Source organism: Lentzea sp. NPDC102401, from assembly GCF_044765805.1.
Classification (GTDB): Bacteria; Actinomycetota; Actinomycetes; order Mycobacteriales; family Pseudonocardiaceae; genus Lentzea; species Lentzea sokolovensis.
In genome coordinates this window covers 39,313-56,667 of sequence record NZ_JBIWKS010000012.1, presented here as the reverse complement: position 1 = coordinate 56,667, position 17,355 = coordinate 39,313, and the positions used below count along the sequence as shown (strand labels likewise).

At 68.7% G+C, this 17,355-nt stretch carries 18 protein-coding genes; 8 read left to right on the top strand and 10 right to left on the bottom strand.

The genetic code is table 11. The features are described from left to right. The gene (tkt, locus tag ACIRG5_RS34645) at window positions 1–2,085 is read right to left on the bottom strand and encodes a transketolase (RefSeq protein ID WP_402912773.1); all 2,085 of its coding nucleotides are present in this window, start codon (window positions 2,083–2,085) and stop codon (window positions 1–3) included. A 252-nt stretch (window positions 2,086–2,337) separates the two neighbouring features. On the opposite strand from tkt, the gene ACIRG5_RS34640 reads away from it, so the two are divergent. Genes ACIRG5_RS34640 through ACIRG5_RS34630 form a run of 3 tightly spaced genes read left to right on the top strand, consistent with a single transcriptional unit; the run spans window position 2,338 to window position 5,547 of the window. Continuing rightward, window positions 2,338–3,258 (top strand): heme o synthase, encoded by a 921-nt coding sequence (locus ACIRG5_RS34640; RefSeq protein ID WP_402912771.1) that lies wholly within the window; start codon window positions 2,338–2,340, stop codon window positions 3,256–3,258. 22 nt (window positions 3,259–3,280) lie between these two features. After that, the gene (locus ACIRG5_RS34635) at window positions 3,281–5,266 is read left to right on the top strand and encodes a hypothetical protein (RefSeq protein WP_402912768.1); all 1,986 of its coding nucleotides are present in this window, start codon (window positions 3,281–3,283) and stop codon (window positions 5,264–5,266) included. A gap of 32 nt (window positions 5,267–5,298) precedes the next feature. Next, window positions 5,299–5,547 carry a three-helix bundle dimerization domain-containing protein gene (locus ACIRG5_RS34630; protein WP_402912766.1) on the top strand — a complete coding sequence of 83 codons (249 nt, stop codon included), beginning with the start codon at window positions 5,299–5,301 and terminating at the stop codon, window positions 5,545–5,547. Here ACIRG5_RS34630 and ACIRG5_RS34625 read toward each other — a convergent pair. Genes ACIRG5_RS34625 through ACIRG5_RS34610 form a run of 4 tightly spaced genes read right to left on the bottom strand, consistent with a single transcriptional unit; the run spans window position 5,531 to window position 8,226 of the window. Then, window positions 5,531–5,893 (bottom strand): hypothetical protein, encoded by a 363-nt coding sequence (locus ACIRG5_RS34625; protein WP_402912764.1) that lies wholly within the window; start codon window positions 5,891–5,893, stop codon window positions 5,531–5,533. The genes ACIRG5_RS34630 and ACIRG5_RS34625 overlap by 17 nt on opposite strands. Continuing rightward, a complete protein-coding gene (locus tag ACIRG5_RS34620) occupies window positions 5,857–6,507 on the bottom strand; it encodes an HD family phosphohydrolase (protein WP_402913326.1) in 651 nt (216 codons plus the stop codon). Before ACIRG5_RS34620 ends, ACIRG5_RS34625 begins: the two co-directional genes overlap by 37 nt. 60 nt (window positions 6,508–6,567) lie before the next feature. Continuing rightward, entirely contained in the window at window positions 6,568–7,215 is a 648-nt protein-coding gene (locus ACIRG5_RS34615) for a hypothetical protein (protein ID WP_402912762.1), read from the bottom strand. Between the two features lie 6 nt (window positions 7,216–7,221). Then, window positions 7,222–8,226: a hypothetical protein gene (locus tag ACIRG5_RS34610; RefSeq protein ID WP_402912759.1), complete on the bottom strand. Its 1,005-nt coding sequence runs from the start codon at window positions 8,224–8,226 to the stop codon at window positions 7,222–7,224. A 386-nt stretch (window positions 8,227–8,612) separates the two neighbouring features. On the opposite strand from ACIRG5_RS34610, the gene ACIRG5_RS34605 reads away from it, so the two are divergent. After that, entirely contained in the window at window positions 8,613–9,128 is a 516-nt protein-coding gene (locus tag ACIRG5_RS34605) for an FKBP-type peptidyl-prolyl cis-trans isomerase (RefSeq protein ID WP_402912756.1), read from the top strand. 52 nt (window positions 9,129–9,180) lie between these two features. Here ACIRG5_RS34605 and ACIRG5_RS34600 read toward each other — a convergent pair whose 3' ends face one another. Then, on the bottom strand, window positions 9,181–10,122 hold the full coding sequence (locus tag ACIRG5_RS34600) for a quinone oxidoreductase family protein (protein WP_402912753.1): 942 nt from the start codon (window positions 10,120–10,122) through the stop codon (window positions 9,181–9,183). Between the two features lie 106 nt (window positions 10,123–10,228). On the opposite strand from ACIRG5_RS34600, the gene ACIRG5_RS34595 reads away from it, so the two are divergent. Next, window positions 10,229–11,017, top strand: a complete 789-nt coding sequence (locus ACIRG5_RS34595) for a glycoside hydrolase family protein (RefSeq protein ID WP_402912752.1) — start codon at window positions 10,229–10,231, stop codon at window positions 11,015–11,017. Here the strand turns inward: ACIRG5_RS34595 and ACIRG5_RS34590 are convergent. Then, complete coding sequence (locus ACIRG5_RS34590; RefSeq protein ID WP_402912749.1) at window positions 11,014–11,550, bottom strand: GNAT family N-acetyltransferase; 537 nt, start codon at window positions 11,548–11,550, stop codon at window positions 11,014–11,016. The genes ACIRG5_RS34595 and ACIRG5_RS34590 overlap by 4 nt on opposite strands. A gap of 7 nt (window positions 11,551–11,557) precedes the next feature. Then, window positions 11,558–13,141: a DUF885 domain-containing protein gene (locus tag ACIRG5_RS34585; RefSeq protein ID WP_402912746.1), complete on the bottom strand. Its 1,584-nt coding sequence runs from the start codon at window positions 13,139–13,141 to the stop codon at window positions 11,558–11,560. A gap of 36 nt (window positions 13,142–13,177) precedes the next feature. On the opposite strand from ACIRG5_RS34585, the gene ACIRG5_RS34580 reads away from it, so the two are divergent. Genes ACIRG5_RS34580 through ACIRG5_RS34570 form a run of 3 tightly spaced genes read left to right on the top strand, consistent with a single transcriptional unit; the run spans window position 13,178 to window position 15,112 of the window. After that, window positions 13,178–13,468, top strand: coding sequence for a hypothetical protein (locus ACIRG5_RS34580; RefSeq protein WP_401033806.1), 291 nt, complete (start codon window positions 13,178–13,180; stop codon window positions 13,466–13,468). Further along, window positions 13,465–14,307: a RimK family alpha-L-glutamate ligase gene (locus ACIRG5_RS34575; RefSeq protein WP_402912743.1), complete on the top strand. Its 843-nt coding sequence runs from the start codon at window positions 13,465–13,467 to the stop codon at window positions 14,305–14,307. Before ACIRG5_RS34580 ends, ACIRG5_RS34575 begins: the two co-directional genes overlap by 4 nt. 19 nt (window positions 14,308–14,326) lie before the next feature. Further along, a complete protein-coding gene (locus ACIRG5_RS34570) occupies window positions 14,327–15,112 on the top strand; it encodes an alpha/beta fold hydrolase (RefSeq protein ID WP_402912741.1) in 786 nt (261 codons plus the stop codon). On the opposite strand, the gene ACIRG5_RS34565 is transcribed toward ACIRG5_RS34570, so the two are convergent. Further along, on the bottom strand, window positions 15,098–16,675 hold the full coding sequence (locus ACIRG5_RS34565) for a cation acetate symporter (RefSeq protein ID WP_402912738.1): 1,578 nt from the start codon (window positions 16,673–16,675) through the stop codon (window positions 15,098–15,100). The genes ACIRG5_RS34570 and ACIRG5_RS34565 overlap by 15 nt on opposite strands. Then, window positions 16,672–17,082 carry a DUF485 domain-containing protein gene (locus ACIRG5_RS34560; RefSeq protein WP_402912735.1) on the bottom strand — a complete coding sequence of 137 codons (411 nt, stop codon included), beginning with the start codon at window positions 17,080–17,082 and terminating at the stop codon, window positions 16,672–16,674. The genes ACIRG5_RS34565 and ACIRG5_RS34560 overlap by 4 nt, the downstream gene beginning before the upstream one ends. Between the last annotated feature and the right edge of the window lie 273 nt (window positions 17,083–17,355).

The following is a 17,355-nucleotide window of genomic DNA, read 5'->3' as shown; positions in this document are numbered from 1 at the left end:
TTAACCCCTCACTCGGTCAAGGGAACGGCGGGCGGCGGCCACGACGTTCTCCGTCGTGAAGCCGAACTCCTTGAACAGGACCTGGTAGTCGGCCGAGGCACCGAAGTGCTCGATCGAGACGATCTCGCCGTTGTCACCGACGTAGCGGTACCACGGCTGCGCGATACCGGCTTCCACCGCGACGCGCGCCTTGACCGACGACGGGATGACCGACTCGCGGTACTCGGCGTCCTGCTTCTCGAACCACTCGACCGACGGCATGGACACCACCTGCACTGCAACGCCGTCGGCCTGCAGGGCCTTCCCGGCCTCGGCGGCGACCTGCAGCTCAGAGCCTGTGCCGATGATCACGATCTCGGGGTTGGAGTCACCGAAGAGCACGTAACCACCGCGCTTGACGCCCTCCGCGGAGGTGCCTTCCAGCGTCGGCAGGTTCTGCCGGCTCAGCGCGAACCCGACCGGGCCGAGCTGCTCGATGACGGCCTTCCACGCGTACGCGGTCTCGTTGGCGTCACCGGGGCGGACCACGGTGAAGTCCGGGATCGCGCGCAGGGCGGCGAGGTGCTCGATCGGCTGGTGCGTCGGACCGTCCTCGCCCAGGCCGATGGAGTCGTGCGTCCACACGTACGTGACGGCGGCCTGCATGATCGCCGCGAGGCGCACGGCGGGACGCATGTAGTCGGAGAACACGAGGAACGTGCCACCGAACGGGCGGGTCGGGCCGTGCAGCGCGATGCCGTTGAGGATCATGCCCATCGCGTTCTCGCGGACACCGAAGTGCAGCACGCGGCCGTACGGGTCGGCGCTCCACATGCCCGTGGAGATCGACTCCGGGCCGAACGACTTGGCGCCCTTGATCGTCGTCAGGTTCGACTCGGCCAGGTCGGCCGAACCGCCCCACAGCTCGGGCAGGTGCTTGGCCAGCGCGTTGATGACCTCACCGGAGGCCTTGCGGGTCGGCACGCCCTTGGCGTCCACCGGGTAGACCGGCAGGTCGGCGTCCCAGCCCTCGGGCAGCTCGCGGGCGATCAGGCGGTCCAGCAGAGCCTTGTTCTCGGGGTTGGCCGAAGCCCACGCGTCGAACGCCTTCTGCCACTCGGCCTTGGCGTGCTCGCCGCGCTTCACGACCTCGCGGGCGTGCGCCAGCACCTCGTCGGCGACCTCGAAGGTCTGCTCGGGGTCGAAGCCGAGGATCTGCTTGGTGGCCTTGACCTCGTCGACGCCCAGCGCGGCACCGTGCGCGGCGCCGGTGTTCTGCTTGTTCGGCGCCGGGTAGCCGATGATCGTGCGCAGCAGGATGAACGACGGCCTGTCGGTGACGGCCTTGGCCTTCTCGACGGCCTCGAGGATGCCCTTGACGTTCTCGCCGGACTCCACGACCTGGACGTGCCAGCCGTAGGCCTCGTAGCGCTTCGCGGTGTCCTCGGACAGCGCGATCGTCGTGTCGTCCTCGATGGAGATCTTGTTGTCGTCGTAGAAGACGACCAGGTTGCCCAGCTGCTGGGTACCCGCGAGCGACGACGCCTCGGAGGTGACGCCCTCCTCGATGTCACCGTCGGAGGCGATCACGTAGACGTGGTGGTCGAACGGGCTCTCGCCCGGCGCGGCCGACGGGTCGAACAGGCCGCGCTCGCGGCGGGCGGCCATGGCCATGCCCACGGCGGCGGCGAGGCCCGAGCCCAGCGGACCGGTGGTGATCTCGACACCCCTGGTGTGGCCGTGCTCCGGGTGACCCGGCGTCTTCGAGCCCCACTTGCGCAGGTGCTTGAGGTCGTCGAGCTCCAGGCCGTACCCCGACAGGAACAGCTGGACGTACAGCGTCAGGCTCGAGTGCCCGGCGGAGAGCACGAACCGGTCGCGGCCGATCCAGTCCGCGTCCGCGGGGTCGTGCCGCATGACGCGCTGGAACAACGTGTACGCGAGCGGTGCGAGACTCATCGCCGTGCCGGGATGGCCGTTGCCGACGTTCTGCACGGCGTCCGCCGCGAGCACGCGCGCGGTGTCCACGGCGCGCTTGTCGAGGTCGGTCCAGTCGTCAGGCAGATCGGCCTTGGTGAGCCGGGCGATGTCGTCGGTGACGGTCACGGACTTACAGCTCCAAACTTGTCGCTAGGGCGGGTGCCCAGCTCGTTCGGAATCGATCCCGAAGAGCCTCACCCGCGTCTCTCCCACGTCCTCCGGCCAGCCTAGTCCTGAGAGATTCAGATGTTGCTCTGAAAGGTCCCAGGCACGTGTGTGCCGAGGCACACCAGCACCCGAACGGGCTGTGAATTCTTTACGCGGTTACCATCAGTCGCTGGATTTCACACCTGTCTCAACACGAGGAGCGTTCCCGCGATGAGTGCCGTCCTCGAGGCCCCCAGGTCGCCTCGCCAGGTTGTTGGCGCTTACGTGGCGCTCACCAAACCGCGGGTCATCGAGCTCCTGCTGATCACCACGATCCCCGCGATGCTCCTCGCCCAGCACGGCCTGCCGCCCCTGTGGCTCATCGCCTGCACCCTCACCGGCGGCACCCTCGCCGCGGGGTCGGCAAATGCCCTCAACTGCTTCGTCGACGCCGACATCGACTCGGTCATGAAGCGGACGGCGGCCCGCCCCCTCGCGCACAACGCCATTCCGCCGCGCAACGCCCTGATCTTCGGCATCGTGCTCGGAATCGTCTCGTTCGCGTTCCTGTGGATCTTCGTGAACCTGATGTCGGCCGCGTTCGCGGTGGCGACCATTCTCTTCTACATCTTCGTCTACACGCTGGTGCTCAAGCGCCGCACCTCCCAGAACATCATCTGGGGCGGCATGGCGGGCTGCATGCCGGTGATCATCGGCTGGTCGGCGGTGACGGGCACCGTCGAGTGGCCGGCGCTGGTCATGTTCGGCGTCATCTTCTTCTGGACCCCGCCGCACACCTGGGCGCTCGCGATGAAGTTCAAGGAGGACTACGCCCGAGCAGGTGTGCCCATGCTGCCCGTGGTGGCGACAGCTCAGCAGGTGACGCGGCAGATCGTGATCTACAGCTGGATCACCGTCGTCTGCACGCTCGCCCTCGCTCCCGTCACCTCCTGGATCTACGTGGCGATCGCGGCGCTGTCCGGCGTGTGGTTCGCCGTCTTCGCCCACAAGCTGCACAACGTTGTGCGCCGTGGCGGATCCACGAACACCATGAAGTTCTTCCACATGTCGAACCTCTACCTGATGCTGGTGTTCTGCGGTCTCGCCGTGGACGCCGTGGTCGGGTTGCCGGTGCTTGGCTGGCCGTTCTAGCTGCACTTCCAGTCGTACGGCTGTGGCGCCCGTTGAGTTCACCGTCACCGGTGGTGAAGGTTCACCACTGGACTTCGTCGCGGCACTGACACCCGCGTCCTCCCTGGTCGTGATCACCGATCCGGGCGGGTGGGCGCAGGTCAGCCAGGGGCTGGCCGTCGGAGCGACCACCTCGACAGTCGTCGAGACCGAGGTGCGGGTGCTGCGGTTCGCGGTGCTCGACCTCCGGCACTTCCCGTCGGCCTCGTCGCTGCCCTCGCTCGCGGACGTGCCGGGCGACGTGGTGGCGCTGCACGACACGCGCTCCTGGGACTCCGCTCCGGTGGTCGCGTCGTTGCGCGGACTCGGCCGGCCGGTCGTGCTCTTCACCGCCGTGCACACGTGGGTGTCCGGTGTGGACGCTTCGTCCGTGTTGATCGGGTGGAGCGCGCCGCACGTCGTGCTCGCGGTGCCGCGCGGATGCGGCGAGGGGCGTCTCGAGGACGTCCTCTGGCAGTTCCGGGAGCTGGAGCGGCGGGGTGCGATGACCTACACCTCCCTGCCCGCGCCGCCGGTGGTCGCGGACCGCGCCGTCACCGTGATGGTCGCGCTGCCCGGAGCGACCGAGGGCATCGCGGGAGCGTTGCGGCCAGGCGCGGACTACGAGGTGTGGGCGCGCGTCGGGGCGCACGACACCGTTCTGCCGGGGGACCTGGGGCTGCGGGCCGTGCTGAGCATGCCGGGGCGTCCGGTGCGGTCCGAGTCGTTCGTGCTGCCCGCCGAGGGGCCCAGTTCGTGGGTGAGCTTCGAGGTCACCACGCCGTACGCCTCCGTGCCGTGGACCGGTGAACTGGTCATCTACCACGGGGTCGTGCCGGTGCACGTTCAACAGGTCGTGCTGCCGGTCGGGGCGGGCGAGTCCCGGACGGTGCCGCGGCTGAAGCTCACCCGCACGTTCGCCGATCTCGCGCCTTCCTCGTCGCGGGCGGCGTCTGTGCTCGTGCTCGGTGACCGGGCTCTGGTGTCGGCGGGCGGGGTGCCGTCGTGGGTCAGCCTGGGCGGCTGCTCGCTGCCGCTGCCGGCGTTGTCCGGGCTGGATCCCTGGTACGGCAAGGACTTCCCGGCCTACTGCGCGGATCTCGCGTTTCTCGCCCGGCAGGGATCGGCGGTGTACGCGCGGCTGTTCGGTGATCTCGGGCTCGCCGACGCCATTCGGCAGGCGGCGCGGGTGACCGGTCGTCCGGCCGGGCTGATGATCGCGTCCCCGGACGCCGGGTCGGTGCCGTGGCCGATGATCTACGACCTGCCGTTCGCGGACGGGCCGCACCGGTTGTGCGCGTCGGTCGGGCAGTTCGGTCCGTTCGGTGCCGGGGGAGAGGTGCCCGCGCACTGCCCGGTGGCCGATCACAGCGGGAACGTGTTGTGCCCCTTCGGTTTCTGGGGACTGTCCAGCGTGCTGGAGCATCCGGTCGGGCCGCTGGTGGCGCGTGTCTCGCCGCGCCCGTGGCCGTTCGAGGTGTCGATGGCGGTCGACGCGGGGATGGATCGGGGCTTGACCGAGCGGCACGTCACGGAGCTGATGTCGCAGATCTCGCCGGAGTCCGTGTCGTCGGCCTACGTCACCCCTGCCGAACTGGGGCGCGTGCTGGCCGGTGAGTCGATGGACGTCGTGCACCTGCATTTCCGCGAGGGGTTCCTCGATGCCGAGGAGATCGCACGGTGGGACCGCGAGGGTGTGTGGCCGCGTCCGCACTGGCCCGTGCGCAAGCCGTTGGTCGTGGGGACGTCGCCGATGGGGAGCCTGGTGCCCTCGTTCGTCGAGCACGGCGCGTCGGGTGTCATCAGTCCCGAGGTCGCCGTGCCGCAGGACATGGCCGGCTGGGTGACGGGAATGGTGCTGTCACGGCTGGCATCCGGCTTGAGCGCCGGGGAGGCGTTGCGGCAGGTTCGCTGGGAGATGCTCAGTCGTGGCAACGTGATGGGCCTCGCGTACGCGCTGTACGGAAGTGCGGATCTCCGGGTTCGCTGAACCGGCGGCGTCGGCTGGTCGTTTACCTGGGCATGCTGAACTCGCAGGCCCAGATCCGTCAGGCCGTCGCGGAACTGGTCGAGGCCTTCGGTGACCGGCTGCCGGACGAGGTGATCTTCGAGGTGGTCGCGGCCACGCACGCCGAACTACGCCGCACCGCGACCGTGCACGCTCATCTCGCCGTGCTCACCGCACGACGCGCGGCCCGTGAACTCGCGTTCACCGCCATCGGAGTCACGATGCCTCAGCAGCAGACCGCGGGCCTCACGCCTGCTCGCTGACACGCAGGTAGACGGTCTCGGCGCGGCTCACGGCCGTGCGCGCAAGACGTGACAACTCACTGAGGTGCGCGAACGCGGCGTGGAAGTCCATGTCGACAAGAGGCGCCCACGACAGTGCGACGTCGTGCATGCGTGCCGGATCGGCTTTGACGAGCTGCGCCACGAGCGCATCAGGAAGCGCGACAACGTCGTCATCGGGCAGAGGCGCCCACACCTCGTTGAACACCTCATGCCACACGACAACGGCTTCGCGCGGGTCGTAGCCGCCGGCCGCGACCGACTCCGTGCCGTTTTCGACGAAGAACGTGCTCAGGACGCCACCTTGGTCAGCAGGTCCTCGACGCACGGGTCGTCGAGGGACTCAACGATGCACTTCCACAACAGGAGGTTCGTCTCGGCCCACTTCGTGTAGGTCGCGGCGGCCTCCGAGTCGTAAAAGTAGTAGCCCTCGTCGGCTTTGCCCACCTGCTCGCCCACGATCTTGTGCGCGAGCTCGCGCAACGTGATGCCGTTCTCCTGGAGGTACTTGTGCGCCAGGACGACCGGCGTGACCGGCAGTGCCTTGAACAGCGTGTCCGCGTCGGACAGCGCCTGCGCCTCCAGCGAGATGTCCCGGGAGCGGGTGCGCATCTCGGCCTCGACGACGATCCGCTCGATCCACTCGATGTCGCCCAGGGAGACGCCGGCGACGAACAGGACCTTGCGGCGCAACGCCTCGCCGTCCGTGGGCAGCGAGTTGCGGCGGACCATGTAGTTGAGGTCGTGCACCAGCGCGGCGACCTCGACGATGTCCGCCGCGGCGCCGTTGCGTCCGGCGAAGTGCACGGACTTGTCCCGGACGAAGCTCACGTGGTGCCAGCCGTGGAACTGCAGCTTCGCGGCCAGGTCCTCGCACAGCCGCCTCACGCGCTGCTCCACGTCCGCGATGACAGACCTCGGAATCAATGTGCGCGTACGCATCATCAGCCCTCCTGACAGGTGGGCTGATGGTAAGCGGGTCGCGGCGGCCTGGGTCAGGCTTCAGAGGTGGTTCGTCAGATCCTCCAGTCGGTCCTCCACCGGCACGTGCCGGTGGCTGATTCCGGTGTCCGGGTCGTAGCTGAGGCTCCACGGGTTCACGGCACGTGACTTGACCAGGAACGTCATGGTCCCGTCCGCCGCTCGCGGGATGCGGTGGAACTCGTGCGCGAGCATCGTGCCGGTGGTGCCCTCGGCGCACTGGGTGCGGTTCGTGAGCTCCGTGCCCACGACCGTGCGGCCACCGACGCCGAGCCGGGCGTCAAAACGTTCGTGCAGGTAGGCGCCGCTCAGGATGGTGGTGCAGAAGTGGTAGCGGTGGTTGTGCACCGAGTCGGCGTAGCCGGTCCGCCAGTCGCTCAGCGGTTTGTACTCGTGCAGCCAGAACGTGAACGGTTCGTCCGCTTCGTCGCGCAGGCACCACGCGTAATGCGTCGTCGTTTCGCGTGAATGCGCGATCACCCAGGTCGCCTCCTGGGGTGTGAGGCCGTCGATGTGCGCGCGAACCTCTTTGCGCAACCCGGGACGGGCCGCCCATTCGCGAAACCACGTGCCGACATCGGCCCAGTGGTCCACGACGGGGAATTCGGCGCGCTGCACCCGAGTGGCGAGCTCCTCGAGCGCGGACACCCCGGTGAACTCGGCTAGCAAGATCGATCAGCTCCTCAACTGAGCGGATGCGGAGAATTCGCGACGGAATGCGTGGAACTTGCCTTCGAGTTCCGTGAAACCGTCGGTGGTGAGCGTCTCGCCGGTGATCTTCTCGAACAGCGCCAGGAAGTCGTTCCTGGAAGTCGCTGGCGTGATGGCGAAGTGGTAGCCGGCCCTGGAATTGCTGATGCGCAGGAACTCCGCGCGTTCCATCGCGTAAAGGAACGAACTCTCGGTGAACCTGAGCGTGCGCGGATACGGCCTGAGCACTCCCGCGGTGTTGCTGTAGAGCGTGAGCCACGCCGAGTCGTCGAACAACTCGAGCCGATCGAGCGGCGGATCCGAAACGATGGTGACATCGATCCTGGAACACCGGCTGCGGGCCGCGTAGAGCCCGACGAGCCCGATGCCGATCTGCTCCTTGAGCCGTTTCTGGATCTCGTCGTAGTTCCCGTCCGCGCCTTCGTTGCGCAACAGGTACCGCGCGCGCCCGCTGATGGCGTTGTCGTCACGCGGGTCGGCCAGCACGGCCCTGAGCTCGCACTCCGTCTGGCTGAGCAGCACCCTGCCCGCAGCGTACCGGCCCGCGAACCCGCGGAAGCAGTACAGCCGCGTCCGCTCCAGGTCCTGCATCATGAGCTGGTTGAACACCGGGTCCGGCGTGGCCGTCGGCTCGAACACGTGACTGGGGAAGAACTCGCGATCGAGCGCCCGATACTCCTGGGTGAGTTCCCGGAGTGCCTTGCGGCTCTCCTCGATCACCGGAGCGAGAAGCGCCTTCTGCGCCGCTTTCGAGGTGATCAACGTCTGCGTGAAGCTCACGACCGCCGAAATGAGAGTGCCGGTACCCAGCGCTGTCAGCAGGTTTCTCGCTGTCCCGGAATCCATTTGACTGGAAATGGCCAGCGACGCACCCGACGTCACGACGAGTATGAGGAGGAGCAACCCGGTCCGAGTCCAGAACAACTCCTGGATCAGGTTGCTGCGGATGCCTCCGGCCTCCGCGGACACGAGTCTCCACCTCCCGGATCACCAGATTGGCCGCTACCCGAACGGACGAATGCGGTCGGTGTCCGATCAAGTGCGAGGAGTTACTGTACGCGTCGGTCAAAAGATAAGGAAGCTGCTATTCGTGCGACATTCAGGACCGGAATAACCGCCCTTGAGCCCAGTGGCCGACCCGTATCCGTGCACTTCGGTGACACCCTGTCGCGACTCACCCCTCGCGTGTCGGATGAGGGTGACCCACCCACCCGAACGCACCCACGGCGAGTGTTTTAGCCCTCCCGGCCGTTGCTGTTGCTGCTCCGGCAGGCAGAGTCCCGGGGCGGCCTTCGGGACGAGGTCGCGCGGCCTGCTACACGCCGCTCACACCCGTCCGAATACGCTCACCCACCATGCGTAACGTCCTGCTCATCGCTTCCCTGGCGCTCGTGGCGGCCACCGGCCTCGCCGGCTGCGGCAGCTCGGCCCAGCCCTCGGCCGGCGCGCCCACGACCCCCTGCAAGGCCGACGACTTCAAGGTCACCGGCGACTTCGGTTCGGCGCCCAAGGTCGAGATCCCCGCCTGCAAGCCCACCGACGAACTCGTCATCAAGGACCTGGTGCAGGGCACCGGCGCCGAGGTGAAGGCGGGCACGACGGCCTCGGTCAACTACCAGCTCACGACGTTCTCCGACAAGAAGATCCTCGACAGCTCCTTCGAGCGCGGCGAGCCGTTCGACGTCGAGAACGTCGGCCAGGCGCCGGTCATCGACGGCTGGAACGAGGGCATCGTCGGGCTCAAGGAGAAGGGCCGCCGGCTGCTGATCGTGCCGCCCGCCAAGGGCTACGGCCAGGGCGGTCAGGGCATCAAGGCGAACGAGACGCTCGTCTTCGTCATCGACGGCGTGAAGGTCACCCCCGCCGCCTGACACGCGCAGCGAAACGGCCCCCCGGAACATCCGAGGGGCCGTTTTCGTCAGGTCACGGCAGGAGCAGCAGCTTGCCGGTCGTCTTGCGCGACTGCAGGTCGGTGTGCGCCTGCGCCGCCTCCTCCAGCTTGTACCGGCCGCCGATCCGGACGTTCAGCTCACCGGACGCGATCGCCCCGAACAGGTCCGCGGCCCGCCAGTCGAGTTCCGCGCGGTCGAGCAGGTAGGCCCCGGTCGACGGACGCGTCAGGTACACGGACCCGGCCGCGTTGAGCCGCTGCGGGTCCACCGGCGGCACCGGCCCGGACGACGCCCCGAACAGCGCCAGCATCCCGCGCGGCTTCAGCGACGCCAGCGACTGGTCGAACGTGTCGGCGCCGACCCCGTCGTAGACGACGTCGACCTTCTCGATCTGCGAGGCGAAGTCGCCGTACCGCAGCACCTGGTCGGCCCCGGCCTCGCGTGCCAGCGCCTCCTTCTCGTCGGTCGACACCGTCGCGACGACGGTGGCGCCCTTCGACTTCGCCCACTGCGTCAGCAGCAGCCCGACGCCACCGGCCGCCGCGTGCACCAGCACCCGGTCGCCTTCCTTCACCACGTACGTCGAGTGGATCAGGTAGTGCGCGGTGATGCCCTGCAGCAGAGCGCCCGCGGCCAGTTCGACGTCCAGCCCGTCCGGCACCCGGACCGCGGACGCCGCGGGCACCACGACCTCCTCGGCGTAGCTGCCCAGCACGCCCATCCACGCGACCTTGTCGCCGGCGGCGAAGTCCGGGGAGTTCGAGACGACGACCTCGCCGGCGCCCTCCAGTCCCAGGGCGGTGGGCAACGGCACCGAGTACTGGCCGCTGCGCTGGTACGTGTCGATGTAGTTGACGCCCGCCGCGGCCACCTTCACCAGCAGCTCGCCATCACCGGCAACGGGCGAGGGCACGTCGGCGTACTCCAGCACCTCCGGGCCACCGGCCGAACGCACCACCACTGCCTTGGGCATCTGTCCTCCTTGATCGACTCACCCTGCTCAACCCGGGCCGTGACCCCGATGTTCCCCCTCCCAGCTGGTGGGAGCAAAAGGAGCGCGACCCTGGTAAGACCGATCCATGCGAAAAACAACCCTGCTGCTGATCGCATGTCTGCTCCTCATGGGAGCGCTTCCATCCCATGCCGCCTCCGCCAAGAAGGGCGTGAACGCGGCCGACGACCCCGGTCCGGCCGGCGCCGCCATGACCGCGCTGGACGCCCGCTGGTACTACACCTGGGCCTCGGACCGGCGAGGGATCCAGAGCAACGCCGAGTTCGTCCCGATGATCTGGGGCGCCGCCGGCGTGACCGACGCCGAGCTGACCAAGGCGAAGGCCAACGGCCGGCAACTGCTGGGGTTCAACGAACCTGACATGGCGGGCCAGGCGAACACGACCGTCGAACGCGCCCTGGACCTGTGGCCACGCCTGCAGAACACCGGACTGAGGCTCGGCGCACCCGGCGTCGCGTTCGGCGGTGACGTCGCGGGCGGCTGGCTCGACCGGTTCATGGCGGGGGCCAAGGCGCGCAACCTGCGCGTCGACTTCATCCCGCTGCACTGGTACGGCCAGGACTTCTCCTCCGCGGCCACCGGACATCTGGAGTCGTACCTGCGCAACGTCCACAACCGCTACAAGAAGCCGATCTGGCTCACGGAGTACGCGCTGATCGACTGGCGCTCCGGCCGCGCGGTCTACCCGAGTCAGCAACAGCAGACCGCGTTCATCACCGCGTCGACCAGGATGCTCGACGGACTGTCCTTCGTGGAGCGTTACTCGTGGTTCACCCTGTCCACGAAGACAAGTCCGACCGGACTCTCCACCGGTACGGCGCTGACGGCGGCCGGCCAGGCCTACCGCCCCGCCTAGCGGCGCACGTGCCGGTGTCCCTCGGCGGGGAACGCCGGCGGTGCGGCCGGGAGCAGGTCCTGCAGGACGTAGCCGCACTTGACCGCCACCCGGCAGGACGGGTGGTTGCCGCCCGCGTGCACCAGTTCCAGCCGGGTGAGCGCGACCACGTCCTGGGCGTCCAACGCCCAGTGCGACAAGGTGTCCACCGCGCGGGCGGCGATTCCCAGCCCCCGAGCGCGGGCGGCGGTCCAGTAGCCGACCTCGGCTGTGCCGGCCGAGGTCGGCTTCACCACCACGTGGCCCAGTGGGGAACGGTCGTCGGCGTCGGCGACCACGGCGAAGCTGAGCCGGGACGCCCTCGCCCAGCCGGCTTCCTGCGCGTCCAGCCACTGCCGGGCCTCGGCCTCACCTGTCAGGGAGGTGGCCAGCCAGCGGCGCAGCAGTGGATCGCGGTGCGCCGCCAGCAGCGCCGGGAGATCGTCCGGCTGCCACGGCCGCAACCGCAGAGCGGGCGCCGGCCCGGCGGGCGGTACGGAGAGGACGACCGTCACGGCGGGGCTAGTCCTCGCCCAGGGCGACCCGGCGCGCGAGCCCCAGCGGCAGCGCGCCGGACCCCGCGATCCGGTCGTGGAAGTCGCGCAGCGATCCCAGCCCCGCGGCCAGGTACTCGTCACGGATCAGGTCGATCTCCAACGCCCCGGTCAGGTACGACGGCGCCTGCGTCGGACGCGTGCAGTACCGCTTGACCTCGCCCACCGCGGTGCCCGGCGTCAGCGCCGTGCGCGCCACCATGAACGCTTCGGCCTCGGCCGGTGTCATGTCGCCGCAGTGCAGGGCCGTGTCGACGATCATCCGCGCCGCCCGGAACAGCCGCGCCTCGACGTGCCCCATCAACGCGCCCTGGGACGTGTAGTGGCCGACCGAGCGCAGCAGCTTCTCCGAGTACAGCGCCCAGCCCTCGGAGAAGTACGGCGTTCGGAACACCTTGCGCAACGGGTGCGCCGGGCCCTGCGCCGCCAGCCACGTCAGATGCCAGTGGTGGCCGGGATAGGCCTCGTGCACCGAGATCGTCGGCAACTGCGACCGCGCGTTGGTGCGCAGGCGGTGCGTGACCTGCTCGTCCGAGGCGCCGTCCGGCGTGAACGGCACGAAGAAGTAGCCGGCTCGCCGCGACGTCAGCGCGGGCGGGCCGAGGTAGCTCGCCACCGCCATGACCGCGCGGTGGAACGGCGGCCCCGGCACCACGTGGCACTCCTCGCCCTCGGGCAGCGTCACGAGCGAGTGCTCGACCAGCGCCGCCCGCGCCCGTGCCGTCTCGGCCTCGTACTCGGCGCGCATCGCCTCCAGCGTCGGCGGGTGGTCGTCCTGCAGCGAGCTCATCACCGAACGCCAGTCCGGCGAGCCCGCGAGCTCGATCAGTTCGGCTTCCAGCTCCGCGTAGGCGTCCTGCCCGCGCTGGTGCAGCTCCGGTGCGCCGTAGCCGAGCATCTCCTTGTCCTGCAACAAGGTCGAGTAGAGCTTCTCGCCCATCCGCCAGTCGCCGGTCGCCCGCACGGCCAGGTCTTCGAGGAACGCCGCGTGCCGGTCGAACGCGTCCGCGGCGGGCTCGGCGGCCTCGGCCAGCGCCGCGCGGAACTCCGGCGCCGCCTCCAGCGGCAACGAGTCCAGCAGGAACGACCGGCCCGTCCGCACCTGGTCCAACGCCCGCCGCACGACCAGCGGCGATGCCAGGGACGCGTCGAGGTTCGCCTCGGCGGCGGCGAGCACCGCGGGCACCTCGCGCAGCTTCGCGACCGTGGAGGCGACGATGTCGGCCTCGGGCAGCAGGCGGTGCAGGAACGGCGCCAGCAGCCCGAAGAACACCACCCCGGCGTACTCGTGCGGATCGCGCCGCCAGCCCGGCCACATCTCGTGCGCCGACGCTCCGCGCAGCACCGACAGCGCCAGATCGCGGTCCACCGACCTCGGCAACGGCTCCAGCCGCGCCAGCCACTCCTCGATCTCTCTGGCCCGCTGCTCGAACGCGGCAGCGGAGAAATCCCCGAAGGTGGAGTAGTGCTCCAGCGAGCCGGCCTGGGCCGCGTGCGCGGGGTGGTGGTCGAAGTACCACGTGAGGAACGACGTGAGCGTGTCGGTGGTCACCCGACTGAAGCTACCCGCTGGTTTTACAGTGTGGGGGTGTCTGATCAAACCACTCAGAAGCGCATCGCCGAGTTCGTGCAGGCCCACGGCAAGCCGGGCACCGCGGTCAGGGCCGTCGTGGAACCGATCGGCCGGGCCGGCGCGCGGATCGTGCTGGTCGGCGCGGACGGCGCCATGGGCGACGTGATGACCAAGGACGTCGAGTCCGCCACCAAGGCCGTCGAGGCCGCCGACAACGTCGAGCAGTCCGAATGGGACCGCGAGACCACCGCCGCCACCAAGATCGGCTCCGCGCACCGCCGCAAGATGGCCAAGATGCGGTCATGAAGGTCGTGCTCGCCTCGTGCGACGGTCTGCCCGAGGGCGACGGCGACGAGGAAGCGCTGGTCGCCGCCCTTGTCCGGGACGGTGTCGACGTGTCGTGGCAGCCCTGGGGCGGCGAGGTCGACGCCGACCTGGTGGTCCTGCGCGCGACCTGGGACTACCCGGACCGCCTGGACGCCTTCCTGACGTGGTGCGCCGGCGTGCCCGAGCTGGCGAACCCGGCCTCGGTCGTGCGCTGGAACATCGACAAGTCCTACATGGCCGAACTGGCCGCACACGGTGTCGCCGTCGTGCCCACCGCCGTGGTGCGGCCGGGGGAGACCCCGGTGTTCCCGGACGGCGAGTTCGTGGTGAAGCCGGCGGTCGGCGCGGGTTCGCGCGGCGCCGGTCGGTTCACCGACCACGCGGCGGCTCACGCTCACCTCGAAGCCATCGGTGTCAAAGCCCTGGTGCAGCCCTACCAGTCCAGTGTGGACGCGAACGGCGAGACGGCGCTGGTGTTCTTCGCCGGCGAGTACTCCCACTCGTTCCACAAAGGACCGATGCTGGCCCAGGGCCTCGGTGAGGCGGAGTCCGGCCTCTACGTCGAGGAGAGGCTGAGCAGCATCGAGCCTTCTGACGGTCAGGTCGCGCTCGCGAACCAGGTCCTCGACGTGGCCGCCGAGTTGCTCTCGTTGCGGCGCACGGACTTCCTCTACGCCCGCGTGGACGTCGTCGAAGGCCCCGGCGGCGAACCGCTGCTGCTCGAACTGGAGCTGACCGAACCGTCGCTGGGCTTCAAGCTCACGACCGCCGAAGCTGCCTCCCGTTTCAGCAAGGTGATCCAGGAAGCCGCGTCCTAGTTCGCGCTACGGTCGGAACATGACCACCGCGAACGTCAACGGCATCACCATCGGCTACGACGACGAAGGCACCGGCGACGACGTGCTGGTGCTGGTGCACGGCCATCCCTTCGACCGCTCGATGTGGCGCCCGCAGGTCGAGCACTTCAGCGCCGCGGGCTGGCGGGTGATCGCCGCCGACCTGCGCGGTTACGGCGAGACCACCGTCGTTCCCGGCGTCACGCCGCTGGACGTCTTCGCGTCCGACGTCGCGGGGCTGCTCGACCACCTCGGCGTCGAGAGGTTCGTGCTCGGTGGCCTGTCGATGGGCGGGCAGATCGTCATGGAGTGCGCGCGGACGTTCCCCGAACGCCTGCGCGGCCTGATCCTCGCCGACACGTTCGCGCAGGCGGAGACCGAGGACGGCCGCAGGAACCGCAACGCCATGGCCGACCGGCTGCTGCGCGAGGGCATGTCGGGCTACACCACCGAGGTGCAGTGGAAGATGGTGTCACCGCACAACCCGGCCGTCGGCGAGTTCGTCGCACAGCTCATGCACAACGCACCGCCCGAGGGCGCCGCAGCGGCGTTGCGAGGCCGCGCGGAGCGGCCCGACTACACCGAGACCCTCACGACGATCACCGTGCCGACGCTGGTGATCGTCGGCAGCGACGACGAGTACACCCCGGTCAGCGATGCCGAGTACATGAGCGAGCGCGTTCCGGGTTCGACGCTGGTCGTGGTCGACGGCGCCGCGCACATGCCGAATCTGGAACGCCCCGAGGTGTTCAACAAGGCGGTGGAGGAGTTGCTAGCGCAGGCCTGACCCGATGCCGGTCAGCCCGCGCACCTCCATCTCCGCCTGCTTGGCCGCGTCCGCGCGCTCGCCGCCGAGGATCGTGCCCAGGAACCCGGCCAGGAACGACAGCGGGATCGACACGATGCCCGGGTTCGACAACGGGAAGATCGCGAAGTCGGCGTCGGGGAACACCGACGACTTCGAGCCGGAGATGGCGGGGGAGAACGCGATCAGCAGCACGCACGACGTGAGGCCGCCGTAGATGCTCCACAGCGTGCCGCGCGTGTTGAACCGCTTCCAGAACAACGAGTACAGCAGCGTCGGCAGGTTCGCGGAGGCGGCCAGCGCGAACGCCAGCGCGACCAGGAAGGCGACGTTCTGGCCGTTCGCCGCGATGCCGCCGACGATCGCGAGCACGCCGACGCAGACCGCGGTGATGCGCGCGATCTTGACCTCCTCGCGCGGGTCGGCCTCGCCGTGCTTGATCACGTTCGCGTAGACGTCGTGCGCGAACGAGGCGGAGGCCGTCAGCGTCAGGCCGGCGACCACGGCGAGGATCGTGGCGAACGCCACGGCGCACACGATGCCGAGGAGCACGGTGCCACCGACCTGGAACGCCAGCAGGGGCGCCGCCGAGTTCTCGCCGCCGGGGGCGCCGGTGATCTTGTCCGTGCCCACCAGTGCCATCGCGCCGAAGCCGATGACCAGCGTGCACGAGTAGAAGATCGCCATCATCCACGTGGCCCACACGACGGACTTACGCGCCTCGCGGGCGTTCGGCACCGTGTAGAAGCGCATCAGCACGTGGGGGAGCGACGCGGTGCCGAGCACGAGCGCCAGCGCAAGAGAGATGAAGTCGATTTTCGACAGGTCCGAGGCGCCGTACTTCACGCCCGGCGACAGCACGGCCTCGCCCAGCGGCGAGCGCTGCGTCGCGCGGTCGAGCATCGAGGAGAAGTCGAAGCCGAACTTGCCGATCAGGAAGATGGTCAGCAGCGACACGGACAGAAGCAGCAGCACGGCCTTGATGATCTGCACCCACGTGGTGCCCTTCATGCCGCCGACCAGCACGTACAGCACCATGACGATGCCGACGACCGCGATGATGATGGCCTGGCCTACCTTGCTGTGCACGTCCAGGAGCAGCGCCATCAGGCCGCCGGCGCCCGCCATCTGCGCGATCATGTAGAACAGCGAGATCACCAGGGTCGAGTTCGCCGCGGCAGCGCGCACGGGGCGCTGGCGCATGCGGAACGCCATGACGTCGCCCATGGTGAAGCGGCCGGTGTTGCGCAGCCGTTCCGAGATGAGCATCAGGCCGATCAGCCAGGCGACCACCCACCCGATCGAGTACATGAAGCCGTCGTAACCGTTCACGGCGATAGCGCCGGAGATGCCCAGGAACGACGCCGCGGACAGGAAGTCACCCGAGAGTGCGATGCCGTTCTGCGTGCCCGTGAAACTGCTGCCCGCCGCGTAGTAGTCCGACGCGCTGACGTTTCGCGTCGACGCCCGATACACGATGTAGAGCGTCAGCAGCACGAAGATGCCGAAGACGGACAGGTTGATCGCGGTGTTCGCCCCGGTCACGCGAGCTCCTCGTCGGTTTCGACGAGCGCGCGCACCTTGTCGACCTGAGGGTCGAGCTTCCGCTTGGAGTAACGCGCATACGCCATTGTGATGATGATGGTGGTGACGATCTGGAGGAATCCCATCGTCAAGCCGACGTTCACGGTTCCGAACAGCGGAGTGCTCATGAAGTCGGCGGCGTAAGCTGAAAGCAATACGAACGTGACATACCAAGCGAGGAACATCAGCGTCGCCGGGAGAATGAAACGCTTGACCCGGCGCTTCAGAACGAGGAAATCCTCACTCGTTTGGAGGGCACCGAAATCAGGCTCACCGTCACCATCTATGAGCAATGAGTGAGCAGGCTCTTCAAAAGTCGCGAAACCGGGGGTGGCCGGGCGTGACACGGAGGGCAGCGCCTTCGTCATCAACCGCTCGCATTCGTTACGGGGAGTGCCCGGCGAGGCTCTGCGCGGAAGGCGCGTCCGGTCCGGGGGTGGGAGGCGCAAGCGTAACCACGCGTGGCGGCGAGTCAATCCCTGGAACGTGCATGACCACCCCAAAAGGTCTGTCGTCACAGTGGGTGATCGATCGTGCACGCCGCAGGTCGTTGTCGCGTCACGCTCTCTGGCCTACTATCCGCTAACACCCGATACGGCTGATCGAGATATCGAGCTGCGGGGGTCTCAAGCTCGCGGGGA

Coding starts and splice junctions, on each gene's coding strand:
- ACIRG5_RS34640 (WP_402912771.1), top strand. CDS start 2,338: ATGAGTGCCGTCCTCGAGGCCCCCAGGTCGCCTCGCCAGGTTGTTGGC.
- ACIRG5_RS34630 (WP_402912766.1), top strand. CDS start 5,299: ATGCTGAACTCGCAGGCCCAGATCCGTCAGGCCGTCGCGGAACTGGTC.
- ACIRG5_RS34620 (WP_402913326.1), bottom strand. CDS start 6,507: ATGCGTACGCGCACATTGATTCCGAGGTCTGTCATCGCGGACGTGGAG.
- ACIRG5_RS34605 (WP_402912756.1), top strand. CDS start 8,613: ATGCGTAACGTCCTGCTCATCGCTTCCCTGGCGCTCGTGGCGGCCACC.
- ACIRG5_RS34600 (WP_402912753.1), bottom strand. CDS start 10,122: ATGCCCAAGGCAGTGGTGGTGCGTTCGGCCGGTGGCCCGGAGGTGCTG.
- ACIRG5_RS34595 (WP_402912752.1), top strand. CDS start 10,229: ATGCGAAAAACAACCCTGCTGCTGATCGCATGTCTGCTCCTCATGGGA.
- ACIRG5_RS34575 (WP_402912743.1), top strand. CDS start 13,465: ATGAAGGTCGTGCTCGCCTCGTGCGACGGTCTGCCCGAGGGCGACGGC.
- ACIRG5_RS34570 (WP_402912741.1), top strand. CDS start 14,327: ATGACCACCGCGAACGTCAACGGCATCACCATCGGCTACGACGACGAA.
- ACIRG5_RS34560 (WP_402912735.1), bottom strand. CDS start 17,082: ATGACGAAGGCGCTGCCCTCCGTGTCACGCCCGGCCACCCCCGGTTTC.